Here is a 12,953-nt window from a genome sequence, read left to right as displayed (position 1 = left end):
TCCAGTATGCAAGTATCAACGGAATTTTGTGCTGATCATAGGCTTCAAGCATGCGCGTACTGATCGTGGAGGACGAGCCCTACCTGGCCGAAGCGGTCCGTGACGGTCTGCGGCTGGAGGCGATTGCCGCCGACATCGCCTCCGATGGCGACTCCGCCTTGGAACTGCTCAGCGTCAATTCCTACGACCTCGCGGTCCTCGACCGCGACATCCCCGGCCCCTCCGGCGACGAGGTCGCCCGGCGCATCGTCGCCTCCGGCAGCGGCATCCCGATCCTCATGCTCACCGCTGCCGACCGGATCGACGACAAGGCTTCGGGGTTTGAGCTCGGCGCCGACGACTACCTCACCAAACCGTTCGAGCTGCGGGAGCTCGTCTTGCGGCTGAGGGCGCTCGACCGCAGACGCGCGTACGCCCGGCCCCCGGTCCGCGAGATCGCGGGCCTGCGGCTCGACCCCTTCCGGCGGGAGGTCTTCCGCGACGAACGCTACGTCGCGCTCACCCGCAAGCAGTTCGCCGTGCTGGAAGTCCTCGTCGCCGCCGAGGGCGGGGTCGTCAGCGCCGAGGAGCTGCTGGAACGGGCCTGGGACGAGAACGCCAACCCCCTCACCAACGCCGTGCGCATCACCGTCTCCGCACTGCGCAAACGGCTCGGCGAGCCATGGATCATCGCCACCGTGCCCGGCGTCGGCTACCGGATCGACACCGGTATGAACACCATCGCCCCTGGCAGGGACACCACCGCCCCCGGCAGTACGCATGCATAGACGCCCAGGGCTCAGCGCCCGACTGAAACTCACCCTCAGCTACGCCGGGTTCCTCGCCGTCGCCGGCGCTCTCCTGCTGGCCGTGGTGTGGGGGTTCCTGCTGCGCTACGTACCCGACACCTCCAAGGGCCTTCTCGGGATCTCGCCCAACCGCTACCTCCTTGTGCACACCTTCGCCCCGGCCGCGGCCGTGGCGATGCTCTTCCTGCTCGTGTTCGGGCTCGTCGGGGGATGGATCCTCGCCGGCCGGATGCTCGCACCACTCACACAGATCACGGATGCGGCACGGATGGCCGGGAGGGGGTCGCTGTCCCACCGGATCCGTATGAAGGGCCGCCAGGACGAGTTCCGTGAACTCTCCGACGCGTTCGACTCGATGCTCGAACAACTCGAGTCCCACGTCGCCGAGCAGCAGAGGTTCGCCGCGAACGCCTCTCACGAACTGCGCACCCCGCTGACGATCTCCCGGACACTGCTCGACGTCGCCCGCAAGGATCCCACGCGAGTCCGGGGCGAACTCATCGAACGCCTGCACGCCGTCAACAAGCGGGCGATCGACCTCACCGAGGCCCTCCTGCTGCTCAGCCGCGGCGACCGCGGAAACTTCACCCGCGAGAGCGTCGACCTCTCCCTTATCGCCGAAGAAGCCGCCGAAACGCTGCTTCCCCTCGCCGAACAGCGCCGGATCACGCTGGACGTCACCGGCGGGGCGGCCCAGACCAGCGGCTCCGCCGAACTCCTGTCGCGGATGGTGACGAACCTCGTCCAGAACGCCATCGTCCACAACCTCCCCGCCGGCGGCACCGTGACGGTCCACACCGAGGCGCACGGCGACACGAGCGTGCTGCGGGTCGAGAACACGGGTCGTCGGCTCCCACCGGAACTGGTACCGACCCTCACCGAACCCTTCCAGCGCGGAACGGAACGCGTACGCACCGACGAACACGCCGGCGTCGGCCTCGGCCTGGCCATCGTGCACAGCATCGTCCGCGCCCACGACGGAACCCTCGACCTCGTCCCCAGCCCCGTCGGCGGTCTCCTCGTCACGGTCCGGCTTCCCGGCACGCCGTAGGCATCGTCCCCGAGCGGGGCCCCGTTCAGTCTGGCGCCGTTCTTGGCGATCAGGTCGGGCGCCAGCATCGACCTCCAGAGTGACGCCCCGGAGCCGGAGCACCGCCGGCGGGTGGACCGGACGGTCAGCCGGGGCGGCGAGCACCGCTGTACGCCATATTCGCCAGCTGGGCCATTCGGACCACGTCCCCGGTGTGCGGCGCGTGGACGATCAGTCCATTGCCGACGTAGATACCCATGTGATGGTGATCGGAGTAGAAGAAGACGAGGTCACCCGTGCGAAGGTTTGCTCTGCTCACCGCCACACCTTCGGTCCATTGAGAACCTGTGTAATGGTCCAGCTGCACCCCGGCGGAGGCCCACGCGTACTGGGTCAGGCCGGAGCAGTCGAACGAGTCCGGACCGTTGGCCGCCCACACGTACGGCTTGCCGATCTGCCTGCACGCGGTCTTCGCCGCGACGCCGCCGCTTCCCGTGATGGGGACGGCGGGACACTTCCCACCGATGAACAGCGAACTGGTCGACGTGATGGGCGAGGTGCTGCTCGCGGTGGCGGCGGACCGCGCGGCGGCTGCGGCTCTGGCCGCCGCGGCGTCCGCGGCCGCCTTGGCCGCTGCGGCCGCGTCCGTGGCTGCGATCTGTCGGTGTAGCGCATCCAGCCGCTTGATCTCGGCGTCGATGGCCTTCTTGCGAGCCGCTAGCTGGGCCTGCTCGCGCTGCTGTATCGCGATCAGCGCGTCAACCTTCTCCCGGTCGGCGTCGTAGCCCGCCTGCTGGGCCGACAGCCGGGTGATCTGTCGCTGCTCCGAACCTGCCACCTGATCCACGAGCGCGAGCTGATCCCCCAACGCGGTCGGCGGCGAGCCGCGGGACAGCAGGGCGTTGAATGTGGAGAGCGACTTTTCCCGCTTGTAGTACCCCGTCACAATCTCCTGGACCCGGGTCCTGCTGGCCTCCACCGACTTGCCGAGTGGCTCGATCCGCCGGCTCAGTTCGGCCGATCTCCGCTGGTTCGCCGCCAGTTCCGACCGGACCTTGTTGTACTGCTCGATGACGGGTTCGAGTTTTTGCCACGCCGCGTCGATCTGCTGCTGCACATCGGCGGCCGACGGTGCGGCGTGGGCGTGGGCCGCTGGCCCGACGGCCACCATGACCGCCGCCGCGGCGGCGAGGATTCTAATGAACAGACGCGATCCTGCGGGCCGGGTGCGCACGGGTGGCAACGGGTTCGGCTCCTTCCACTCGAGGCCGACGCACGTCACGGTGCACCGACCTCGACCGCCTACCGGGTTAGCTGACGGGTTCGGGCGTGGAAGGCGCCCTACCGCTGACGCGGATTCACCCCGAAAACCTGCGGTGGTTCCCCGGCTCGCCTGGCGACGCCAGTGACGTCCAGCGACTCGGCGGTGGCCGTCCCGGGGCACTCCAGGTGGAGACCGACATCCGGAACGGACGCTGACCAACATTAGTGAGGGCGGGCGGAAGAAATCAACGAGCCGGTAACGTCAATTCTCTGCGCTGTCAGGCGGGCACATTGGGTGCCGGAATTATGCGTACGATAAGACTCCGCTAATCGAATTCTCAATTGTTCCTAAGCTTGACCTAAAACTGCGCGCTGTTGCCCTGTGGTAACGCAGCAAACGGCGTCGCCGCGGCCCCGGCGACGGCTCCGATCCCGCGCCGCCCGCCGGTCCGGCCGAGGCTACTTCCCGTGCGGGTCGGACGCGTTGAGCGTCGCGACGACCTGGTCGTAGTCGCCGCGCGCCTCGCCGTAGCGGAGGAACTTCACCCGCTCGACCTGGATCTCCTTCGCGTCGGGCTGCGACTCGAGCAGCGCGACGACCTCCGCCACGAACTCGTCCAGCGGCATCCCGTACTCGCTCGTCTCCTGCCCGGGCAGCAGCGCGGTACGAACGGCCGGCGGTTCAAGCTCCACGATCTTCACGGTCGTGTCCGCGAGCTGCAGCCGGATCGACTCGCTGAGCATGTGGATCGCGGCCTTCGACGCGTTGTAGCTGGGGGTGATCTTGAGCGGCGCGAAGGCGAGGCCCGAGGAGACGGTGATGATGGTGGCGTCCGGCTGCGCTTGCAGGTGCTCGATGAACGCGCCGATGAGGCGGATCGGGCCGAGCACGTTGGTCGTCAGCACCGCCTCGGCCGAGGCGAGGAACGATTCCGGCTTGTGCCAGTCCTCGATGCGCATGATGCCGGCCATCGTGACCAGGACGTTGAGGTCCGGGTGCTTCGCCAGCACCTCCTTCGCGGCGACCTCGATGCTCGCGGCGCTCGTCGTGTCGATCGCCACGGTGTCGATGTCGGGGTGCTCCGCGGCGATCTGCTCGAGCAGGTCGGTGCGCCGACCGCCGACGATGACCGTGTTGCCCTTGGCCCGCAGCTCGAGCGCCAGGGCGAGACCGATCCCGCTCGTGGAGCCGGGGATGAAGATGGTGTTTCCGGAGATGTTCATGCACCGAGCTTCGCCCGTCGTCCCAGGTTTCGGGCAGAGACCGGTCATCGGGGGATCCGCAATCCCTGGTTCGCGCCCGCCGCAGCCGGATACTGGGATCATGGATCGTGCAGCACTGGCCGATTTCCTGCGCCGCCGCCGCGAGGCGCTGCAGCCCGGGGACGTCGGGCTGGCCGCGGGCGCGCGCCGGCGCGCACCGGGCCTGCGCCGTGAGGAGGTCGCCGCCCTCGCCGCGATGTCGACCGACTACTACACCCGGCTCGAACAGCAGCGCGGCCCGCAGCCGAGCGCGCAGATGCTCGCGTCGCTCGCCCGGGCGCTTCGGCTAACGAAGGACGAACGCGACTACCTGTTCCGGGTGGCGGGGCACAACGCCCCGGCAGTCGTGTCCGCGGCGACGCACGTCGCCCCGGCGCTGCTGCGCGTGCTGGACCGGCTCGACGACACCCCGGCGCTCATCCTGTCCAACCTCGGCGAGACGCTCGTGCAGAACCGGATGGCCGAGGCCCTGCTCGGCGACAAGTCGGGCTACACGGGCCTCGCCCGCAGCGAGATCTACCGGTGGTTCACGGCTCCCGCGGAGCGGCTGCGCTATCCCGAGGAGGACCGCGACCGGCAGAGCCGCGCCCAGGTCGCCAACCTGCGTGCCGCGTACGGATCGATGGGCCCGCAGTCGCGGGCCGGTGAGCTGGTGCGGGCGCTGCAGAAGGCGAGCCCGGAGTTCGCCGAGCTGTGGGAACGGCACGAGGTCGCCAAGCGCTTCGCGGACCACAAGACGCTCATCCATCCCCAGCTCGGTGCGATCGGGCTCGACTGCCAGGCGCTGTTCACCGAGGACCAGTCCCAGGCACTGCTCGTGCTCACCGCGTCCCCGCGCAGCGAGGGCTGCGAGAAGCTGCAGCTGCTCGCCGTGCTGGGGCACGAGCGCTTCCCCGCCGACTCGACGCCCGGCTAGCCCTGCCGAGAAGAGGCGGCCTTACGTCGGGGGACCACCCGGAGCAGCAGGTCGCGGACATCGTTCACGGCTGTCACGGGACGGCGAAGAGGCCGAGGAACCGGAAGGCGAGCCACGGCTTGCGTCCCCACGCCCGCAGTGCCCCGCGCGCGAGCAACGGCCACTGGCTGCTCAGGCCGGCGCTCAGGAGGAAGAACGACACCGGGTCGATCGAGATCGTGCAGTCGACCCGTCGTGGCGGGGTGTCGCTCACCGTGGCGACCCCGTCGGTGAAGAGCACCGAGAAGCGGGTGAGGCCGCGTAGCCGCAGCTCGTAGCACGCGGTCAGGTCCTGGACGGCGGTGCGGTCGACGAGCCGAGGCATCGTGACGTGGATGAACGGCAGGATGAGTTCGACGTGCCGCGGCCGTACGATCGGCGGCTGCCGGAGGGCGACGGCGATCGCGCTGCCGTGGCTCAGCATGTGCGCGAGCAGGTAGCCGCTGAACACCCCGAGCGGCATCGGGCCCATGGGCGTGTCGACGAGATCCGTCGCGGGTCGGGCCCGGGCGGCCTCGATGAACGCGGCGGCCTGTCCCGCGATCCGCTGCGCGAGTACGGCCGGGTCGCGCTCCGTGTACTCCGTCAGCGACTGCGCGTTCGCGCTGGCCAGCCCGGCTTTCGTCCCGTCGCCGTGAGTCGCCGGTCGGCCGGCGGCGATCGTCGCCATGAGTTCGTTGGCCATCGCCAGGTGTGCGGCCGCCTCGGCGACGGTCCAGGACGCACCGGGGATGGCGATGTCGGCGGTGGGCAGCGGGCCGATCAGGTCCGCCAGCCGCGTCGCCACGGCAAGGATTTCGTCGGGTAGTTCGCCGCTCTCGGCGCGGTCAGCCGTCGTCTGGGCCATGACCGCTGATCTTGATCGATCCCGAGCCGCCTGTCCAGACGATCGCGGTCAGCGAATAGCTGCGGCGGCTGGGCTGACCGTGCTCGTCTGCTCACTTCCGCCCGGCCGCACGCTCACCCGCCGTCACGCTCGGAGCCTGTGCCCTTTGACCGCCGGGGAGCGGGCTGGTTCGAGCCACTCGAGCTCCTGCCGTCAGCCGACGTTGCGAGAGCCCGGCCCGCCTCTGCCGGTAGGGTCGGCCGTCATGCGAATGGTCTACACCTCGGCACCGGACCACGTGTTCATTCCCGCCCGCCAGCGGCTGCTGCGACGGTTCGGCCGTTGGGCGCGGCGGCACCACCGGCCGGTCGACGAGTTCGTCGTCGAGTCGCTGCTCGACTACCGCTGGGCCGACGGTGACGGCCTGCTCGGGCGGTGGCAGCCCGAGGACCTGGAAGAGGCGCTGCTCGACTGGTTTCCCCGCCAGGTGACGTTGCCGCCGGAGCAGTGGGCCGGCGTCACTCCGACCGTTTGCGCGTTCGTCGACTTTCTCTTCGACCACGATCTCGCTGACCGGCGCTGCACCGACCGGCACCTGCTGCACGCCGCCCTGGACAAGCTCGCCGCGCCGTTCGCCGACGCGATGGCGGACCAGAGCCGGTACGGGCTGGCGAAGTTCTGGGCCACCCGGATGCTCCACGAGGGGGTCGACCCGACCGATCAGGCGGCCGCCGAGCGGTTCATCGCCGACCTGCACGCCGGCCGGATCGCCGTCGATGAGAACCTGCTGCACCAGGTGATGGCCAATCATCTGCTCGGCGAGGATCCCGACCGGCACCCGCCACTGCCGCTGGTGGCCGTGCCCGACGACGACACCCTGCGCGGACTGGCCGCCGAGTCCCTCGTCGTACGCCGGCTGCAGGAACTCGTGCGGTGGCTCGGTGACGGGCGGACCCTCACCACCACCGGTCGCCTGCGGCTGGCCGACGCGCGGGAACTCGTCGCGCTGCTGGAAACCGGCGACCTCATCGACCCCGTGATCGGCGACCGGGTCTTCAAGACCCGCACCAGCGACGAGCTGTACGGGCTCACCGTGCTGGTCGCCTGGGCCCGGGCGGCCCGCGTCGTGCGGATGGTGAAGGGGCGGCTGGTGCCGGTCAAGAGCGCGGCGAAGGTGCTGGCAGACCCGCTCGCCCTGGCCCGGCGGGCCTTCACCGGACTGTTCGAGCTCGGCGAGGTGGTCTGCGGAACCGGGTGGGCCGAGTCGGTGCTGCGGTGGCGGTTCGACGAGGCGGTGTTCGCCGTGCCCATGGCGCTGCTCATCGCACCCGACCCGGTCGAAATCGACGAGCTGCGGCAGCTCGCGTACCAGGCGGCATGCGACGGCCTGGGATTCGGCCCGGGCAGCGACGAGCAGGAGCGGGGCTGGCGCCAGCTGGCCGACAACGACACCGACCGCCTGCTCGACCAGCTGGCCGGGCTCGGCGCGATCGAGAGGGACGGCACTGTTGCCTCACTGACTCCCTTGGGTGTCGGGCTGTTCGCCGGGCACCTGCGTGAGCTGGGCGTGACCCTGCCGACCATCGACGAGCTGCTGGACGAGACCGCGGAGGTGGTGGTCGCCACCGCCGCCGGGAGCCCGCCGGAGACCGCCGCCGCCCTCATGCACGAGTGGTGCGCACGCAACCCCGCCGGCTCGATCCAGTTGCGCGCACTGGCCGACCGCACCGACGACCCCGAGCATCGCCGGCTCGCCCTGGCGGCGACAGCGCCGTTGAACCGCCTTACCTGACCCGGTCGGAGAGGAACTCCTCCCAGGTCCGTCGGCCCACGGCCTGCTCCGGCGCCAGGTTGGCCCCTCCCCGCACGGCCCTGGCCGCCTTGCCCGGCACTGGCACCGGCACGACGGCCCGGCGCCGGTGCGCGGCCCGCAGGTAACCGCGGACCAGGTCAGCCGCCGCGTACGCTCTTGGACCGCCGACGTCCGGCATCAGGCCAGCCGGTGTGCCGAGCGTGAGCTCGACGAGCCGGGCCGCCACCTCGTCGGCTTCGATCGGCTGGAACCGGAAGCCAGCGGGCACGGGCATGACCGGTGACCGCGCCAGCGCCTGCGCCACCTTCAGGATCAGGTCGTGGAACTGGGTCGACCGCAGCGTCGTCCATGGCAGGCCCGAGTCGGTCACCACCCGTTCGGTCACTCGCTTGGCTTCGTAGTAGCCGAACATCGTGCGGTCGATCGGGCTGCTGATCGGAATCCGGTCGACTCCGACGATGGAGATGTACACCAGGTGCGGCCTGCCCGCCCGCGACGCCGCCCGGACGAGATTCCGAGCGGCGCCGGGGTCGCCCCGGTAGCTGCTGGCGCAGTGCACGATCGTCTCGACACCCGCCACGGCCCGTTCGACGCCCTGGCCGCTGGCCAGATCGCCGGTGACGAACTCGACTCCGCCCTCGGCCGGTCGGCCGCGCCGGGTCAGGACGCGTACGTCGCGGCCGGCGTCGCTCAGCCGTGCCACCACGTGGCGGCCGAGTGTCCCCGTGCCGCCGGTGACCAGGATCGGTGGTGCCATCGCTCCCTCGCCGCGCAGGGTCACCGCCCCGGTGGCTGGTACTCGGTCTTCTGGTGTGTCGCCTCGTCGACCTCCGCCGGTGTCAGCAGCGGAGTGATCCGCGAGTCGACACCGCCCGACGCCCGGATGGCAATGGCGAGTCCGGCGGCGGTCTTGTGGTCCGGCAGGTCACACACCACGTAGGTGTCGTGCTTACCGAATGAGAAGTGAATGGATTCCATCCGCCCGCCGCTGGCCTCGATCACCTTCCGGACGACCTCGGCCCGCTTGGTACCACCATCGTTGACCAGACCCTTGAGCCCGTCGATGGTGTAGGTCGACTGCAACAGGAATTTCGCCACTTTTACCTCACCTACCGAGTCCCTTGGCGTTGAACCCGCTCCGAACCCTCGACCCTGGCCCGGCCTTGGTCGCGTTCGGTGCCCGATGTCCCGGTCGCGGCCCGCAGATGTCGGCGGTCCGGCGAGTGTTCGACCTCCGAGCCCTGCCGGCCCCGCGCCCCGCTGCCGGGATTCCGCCCCGCACGTGCCGACTCGCCGCCGGGGTCGTGCTTATTCGGCTTGTGACTACCCATGGACCGCGCGTACCCGCCAGGCCGGCGGCTAGTCATCGGCCGCCCGCCGCTCAGGTTCGTGCGTAGGTCAGCAGCAGCGCGCCGGTGCTGGTCGGTTCGCTGCGAGCCAGGGCGAACGACGACAGCCGCCCGTCCTCCGGCCAGATCCGCTTGCCGCCGCCGAGCAGCACCGGGTCGACCATCAGCCGCAGCTCGTCCACCAGGTCGTGCGCCAGCAGGGACGCGGCCAGCCGGGCGCTGCCGATCACGTGCAGCTCGCCGTCACCGGACTCCCTGAGCTTGGCGACGGCGGGCAGGTCCGGCAGCACCGAGGTGTGCGCCCAGGTGGGGGACGACAGCGCCGAGGACACCACGTACTTCGGCTTGCTGTTCAGCGGGTCCGCGACCACCCGCTCGGGCCCGCTGACGTGCGGCCAGTGCGCGGCGAACCTCTCGTAGGTCAACCGTCCGAAGAGGAATGCGGAAGCCGACTCCAAACCGTCCACCACCCACTGCCGGGAGGTGTCGTCGAACCAGCGCAGGTGCCAGCCGCCGTGCGCGAACCCGCCGCTGGGGTCCTCGTCGGGCGCGCCGGGCGCCTGCACCACCCCGTCCAGGGTTTGCCACTGCTGGCTGGTTGGCTAAGCGATCCTATGTGGTATTTTCCCGTCATTGGTGGCCGTGTTCGCCGGCCGAGTGTATGGGATCCGGTCTCGTGAGGCGAAGCGTCGACTGCTGGCGGCCGCGGGTAGGGGCGTGGGGTAGTGGCGGGTTCGGTGCTGACGTCGACCGCGACGTGCACTGGGTACCGGGCGGTGTGCGGTGGTACGCCCGACGCGCCGGGAGCTCAGAGGCCTGTGGCGGGGCGGGTGTTTGCCGAGCGGGTGGGGTGGCTGGCGGACCTGGTGCGGGGGATGGCCGATCAGGTGATCGCCGCGCGTTGGTCGGATGCCGACCTTGCGGTGCTCGCCGGCGGGGTCGGTGCTGATGGGAGGCGTCTGCCGGCAAGTGGGTGGATGGCGTTGCGCCGGCTGGGCTGGGGTGCCGTGGCGCCGGCGGGTGTGGTGGTGTCGGACCGGGTTCGTCGTATCGCCGAGGAAGAAGCCGCCCGTGCTCTGCGTCTGGCCTGCCATCGTCGTGCGGTGGTTGCCGCGCTGCTCGCGACGTGGCCGGCCGATCCGTTCGCCCGCACCGATGCCGAATGTCAGCGTTACGGGCGGCGCTATCCGAAGGCACCGACAACGCGACGATCCGCAACCGCACCCGGCAGATCACCGCATACCTTCGAGTGCATGGGCGGCTGCCCGCGGGGCTGTGTGAGCTGGAGGGCCCGCCGGTCGTGGCGCGGCAGGTGAGCCTGGCCGCGGCCGACCGGCAACAGGTCGTCGTCGACCGGGACGACCGGATCGTGCGGGTGTGGTCGCAGCTTCCGGTGTGCGCGGCGCCGGTCTCCTACCGCGACTGGGCGTGGCATGCCGCCGAGGTGGTGCTGCCGCCCGCGGTGCCCGCCGGGGTGAAGGTGTGCACCCCGACGCTGCGGCCCCGCGATGGCAGGGTTCGTGTCGACCTGCCCTGGCAGACCCCGCACACCCCGGCGCGGGTGGACGGGCACACGCGTGGGCTTGGTGTTGACTGGGGGGTGAACACCCTGCTGACCGGCACCGTGGCCGACCTCGAGGGCGGCTGCGTCGTCGTGGACGGGCGTCCGTTGCGGTTCGACGCGACCGGCGTGTCAGCGAAACTGGTGCGACTACGCCGCCACCGCGAGCCTCAACACCAAAGCCGACCACCTGACCCGGCTGCGCGACGGCCGGCCCGCGCACGCCGACCCGGCCCTGACTGGCAAGCTTGCCCGGCTGCAGGCCGAGCATGCGGCGGTGTGCGCCCGGATCCGGCATCTCAACCACGCGCTTGCCTGGTCGGCGGCGCGATGGCTGGTCGACCACGCCAGCGCGGTCGGCGCCACCATCATCTACGTCGAGGACCTCGCCACCCTCGAGGCGGCTGGCCGGTCACGCAGCCTCAACCGGCGACTGTCCGGCGCGGTACGCGGCACCGTGTTCACCGCCGTCGCTCACCTCGCCGCGAAAGCCGATATCGCAGTCGTCACCGTTCCCGCGCGTGGCACGTCGTCGGGCTGTCCCCGCTGCGGCGCCGCGGTCACGCACGTCAAAACACCGGAGGGGCGAGTGGCCGGGTACCGGTGGGCCCACTGCTCGTGTGGCCTGTCACTGGACCGCGACCACGCCGCCGCGCAACGCATCGCCGCCCGGGGCCTGACCAACCAGACCAAAACCCGCCGCGACCGCAACGGCCAGGCCGCGATCCGGACAGCCACCGACACACTGAGCTTCCCCCCTCGGGCCGGACACCCTGATCCCTGGCAGATGAGCCAGGAGGAAGGATGCCCTGGTGGCACGTCCCTCGCAGTACACCGAGCAGTTCCGTAAGGACGCGGTGGCGTTGGTCCGTTCGTCGGACTCGCCGTTGCGGCAGATAGCCCGTGACCTGGGCGTCAACCATGAGACGCTGCGTGGTTGGGTCCGGGCCGAGGAGCGTAGGGAGGCCGGCGGCCGGTCCGCGGAGCCCGAGTTGACGCTCACCGAGCGCGAAGAGCTGCGCAAGCTGCGTGCTCGGGTGCGGGAGCTGGAGCTGGAGAAGGACATTCTCCGCAAGGCAGCCCAATATTTTGCCAAGGAGATGGGGCATTGACCAGCCGCTACCGCTTCATCTCCGCCGAGCGCGCCACCTACGGCGTCACGCGGCTGTGTCGAGTCCTGCGGGTGCGCCGCCAGGGCTTCTACGAGTGGTTGCACGCCGCGGAGGCCCGCGAGCAGCGTGAGCAGGACGAGGACGCGCTCGCTGCGGAGATCACCGCGATCCACGCGGCGCACCGACAGGCGTACGGGTCCCCGCGCGTGACGGTGGAGCTACGCCGGCGCGGCCGGCGGGTCAACCGCAAGAAGGTCGAGCGGATCATGCGTCAGCGCGGGATCGTGGGCTTCACGCGCCGGCGACGCCGATCGCTGACCAAGCAGGATGTGACCGCGCCACCGGCCCCGGATCTGCTCGGCAGGGGCTTCACCGCCGCCGCGCCGGGCGAGAAGCTGGTCGGCGACATCACGTACCTGCCCACCGAGGAGGGCTGGCTGTATCTGGCCACCGTCATCGACCTGCACACCCGCGAGGTGGTCGGGCACGCGATGGCCGAGCACATGCGCGCCGAGCTGGCCTGCAACGCGATCACCCTGGCCGCCCGCCGGGGCCTGACCGGCAAGGGCGCGATCTTCCACTCGGACCGCGGATCGCAGTACACCTCCACCGAGTTCCGCCGCTGCCTGCGCAGACATCGGCTACGGGCATCGATGGGCCGTACTGGATCTTGCTATGACAATGCGGCCGCGGAAAGCTTCTTCGCGACCCTGAAAACCGAGGTCGGCACCAAGGTCTGGCCCACCCGCGCCGCCGCTCGCCAAGCGGTCTTCGCCTACCTGGCCTACTACAACACAAACCGTCTACATTCGACCATTGGATACCGCACACCCACCGAGGCCCGCCTCGGGTATCGTCACACCCACGCCCTCGCAGCGTGAGAACCCCGGTGTCCGGTCCCGGGGTGGAAGCTCACACCAGTGCGGCGCCGGGAGCGTCGGCCAGCCCCAACCGCGACAACCAGGCCGGTGCGGGATCGACGGAAAAACGCGC

14 protein-coding genes and 1 riboswitch are annotated in these 12,953 nt (G+C 70.3%); of the genes, 8 read left to right on the top strand and 6 right to left on the bottom strand.

Annotated features, from left to right (window positions below; translation table 11 throughout):
• Positions 1-50: 50 nt before the first annotated feature.
• On the top strand, positions 51-767 hold the full coding sequence (locus OG799_RS22715) for a response regulator transcription factor (protein ID WP_406037291.1): 717 nt from the start codon (positions 51-53) through the stop codon (positions 765-767).
• Positions 760-1,839, top strand: a complete 1,080-nt coding sequence (locus OG799_RS22710) for a sensor histidine kinase (protein ID WP_406037289.1) — start codon at positions 760-762, stop codon at positions 1,837-1,839. Before OG799_RS22715 ends, OG799_RS22710 begins: the two co-directional genes overlap by 8 nt.
• Positions 1,840-1,963: 124 nt before the next feature.
• Here OG799_RS22710 and OG799_RS22705 read toward each other — a convergent pair whose 3' ends face one another.
• The gene (locus tag OG799_RS22705; RefSeq protein ID WP_406037287.1) at positions 1,964-3,100 is read right to left on the bottom strand and encodes an NlpC/P60 family protein; all 1,137 of its coding nucleotides are present in this window, start codon (positions 3,098-3,100) and stop codon (positions 1,964-1,966) included.
• A gap of 2 nt (positions 3,101-3,102) precedes the next feature.
• Positions 3,103-3,254, bottom strand: a riboswitch (cyclic di-AMP (ydaO/yuaA leader).
• 286 nt (positions 3,255-3,540) lie between these two features.
• Entirely contained in the window at positions 3,541-4,305 is a 765-nt protein-coding gene (locus OG799_RS22700; protein WP_406037285.1) for an SDR family oxidoreductase, read from the bottom strand.
• 100 nt (positions 4,306-4,405) lie between these two features.
• Here OG799_RS22700 and OG799_RS22695 point away from each other — a divergent pair, with 100 nt between their 5' ends.
• Complete coding sequence (locus OG799_RS22695; protein WP_406037283.1) at positions 4,406-5,260, top strand: helix-turn-helix transcriptional regulator; 855 nt, start codon at positions 4,406-4,408, stop codon at positions 5,258-5,260.
• A 73-nt stretch (positions 5,261-5,333) separates the two neighbouring features.
• Here OG799_RS22695 and OG799_RS22690 read toward each other — a convergent pair whose 3' ends face one another.
• Positions 5,334-6,146, bottom strand: coding sequence for a maleylpyruvate isomerase N-terminal domain-containing protein (locus OG799_RS22690; protein ID WP_406037281.1), 813 nt, complete (start codon positions 6,144-6,146; stop codon positions 5,334-5,336).
• 244 nt (positions 6,147-6,390) lie between these two features.
• On the opposite strand from OG799_RS22690, the gene OG799_RS22685 reads away from it, so the two are divergent.
• The gene (locus tag OG799_RS22685; RefSeq protein WP_406037279.1) at positions 6,391-7,917 is read left to right on the top strand and encodes a hypothetical protein; all 1,527 of its coding nucleotides are present in this window, start codon (positions 6,391-6,393) and stop codon (positions 7,915-7,917) included.
• On the opposite strand, the gene OG799_RS22680 is transcribed toward OG799_RS22685, so the two are convergent.
• The 3 genes from OG799_RS22680 to OG799_RS22670 form a co-directional block, all read right to left on the bottom strand.
• Complete coding sequence (locus OG799_RS22680) at positions 7,910-8,695, bottom strand: SDR family oxidoreductase (protein ID WP_406037277.1); 786 nt, start codon at positions 8,693-8,695, stop codon at positions 7,910-7,912. The two genes, OG799_RS22685 and OG799_RS22680, sit on opposite strands and share 8 nt — an antisense overlap.
• 20 nt (positions 8,696-8,715) lie before the next feature.
• Entirely contained in the window at positions 8,716-9,036 is a 321-nt protein-coding gene (locus tag OG799_RS22675) for a GYD domain-containing protein (protein ID WP_406037275.1), read from the bottom strand.
• A gap of 283 nt (positions 9,037-9,319) precedes the next feature.
• Positions 9,320-9,865, bottom strand: a complete 546-nt coding sequence (locus OG799_RS22670) for a dihydrofolate reductase family protein (protein ID WP_406046374.1) — start codon at positions 9,863-9,865, stop codon at positions 9,320-9,322.
• Positions 9,866-10,117: 252 nt separating this feature from the next.
• Here OG799_RS22670 and OG799_RS22665 point away from each other — a divergent pair, with 252 nt between their 5' ends.
• The 4 genes from OG799_RS22665 to OG799_RS22650 all read left to right on the top strand — a co-directional run bounded on the left by OG799_RS22665 (position 10,118) and on the right by OG799_RS22650 (position 12,841).
• Positions 10,118-10,603 (top strand): hypothetical protein, encoded by a 486-nt coding sequence (locus tag OG799_RS22665; RefSeq protein WP_406037273.1) that lies wholly within the window; start codon positions 10,118-10,120, stop codon positions 10,601-10,603.
• A 522-nt stretch (positions 10,604-11,125) separates the two neighbouring features.
• Positions 11,126-11,698 (top strand): zinc ribbon domain-containing protein, encoded by a 573-nt coding sequence (locus tag OG799_RS22660; protein WP_406037271.1) that lies wholly within the window; start codon positions 11,126-11,128, stop codon positions 11,696-11,698.
• The gene (locus OG799_RS22655; protein ID WP_406036412.1) at positions 11,661-11,960 is read left to right on the top strand and encodes a transposase; all 300 of its coding nucleotides are present in this window, start codon (positions 11,661-11,663) and stop codon (positions 11,958-11,960) included. Before OG799_RS22660 ends, OG799_RS22655 begins: the two co-directional genes overlap by 38 nt.
• Positions 11,957-12,841 (top strand): IS3 family transposase, encoded by an 885-nt coding sequence (locus OG799_RS22650; RefSeq protein WP_406036413.1) that lies wholly within the window; start codon positions 11,957-11,959, stop codon positions 12,839-12,841. Before OG799_RS22655 ends, OG799_RS22650 begins: the two co-directional genes overlap by 4 nt.
• Positions 12,842-12,953 lie beyond the last annotated feature (112 nt).

Source organism: Micromonospora sp. NBC_00898 (assembly GCF_045207895.1).
In the GTDB taxonomy this organism is placed as follows: domain Bacteria; phylum Actinomycetota; class Actinomycetes; order Mycobacteriales; family Micromonosporaceae; genus Micromonospora.
Note: the sequence above shows the minus strand (reverse complement) of the source record. Positions and strands in the feature narration are given on the sequence as shown.

Bases quoted from the DNA above. Each gene is read 5' to 3' on its own strand.
- OG799_RS22695 (WP_406037283.1), top strand. From the start codon at position 4,406: ATGGATCGTGCAGCACTGGCCGATTTCCTGCGCCGCCGCCGCGAGGCG.
- OG799_RS22710 (WP_406037289.1), top strand. From the start codon at position 760: ATGCATAGACGCCCAGGGCTCAGCGCCCGACTGAAACTCACCCTCAGC.
- OG799_RS22690 (WP_406037281.1), bottom strand. From the start codon at position 6,146: ATGGCCCAGACGACGGCTGACCGCGCCGAGAGCGGCGAACTACCCGAC.
- OG799_RS22715 (WP_406037291.1), top strand. From the start codon at position 51: ATGCGCGTACTGATCGTGGAGGACGAGCCCTACCTGGCCGAAGCGGTC.
- OG799_RS22700 (WP_406037285.1), bottom strand. From the start codon at position 4,305: ATGAACATCTCCGGAAACACCATCTTCATCCCCGGCTCCACGAGCGGG.
- OG799_RS22685 (WP_406037279.1), top strand. From the start codon at position 6,391: ATGCGAATGGTCTACACCTCGGCACCGGACCACGTGTTCATTCCCGCC.
- OG799_RS22680 (WP_406037277.1), bottom strand. From the start codon at position 8,695: ATGGCACCACCGATCCTGGTCACCGGCGGCACGGGGACACTCGGCCGC.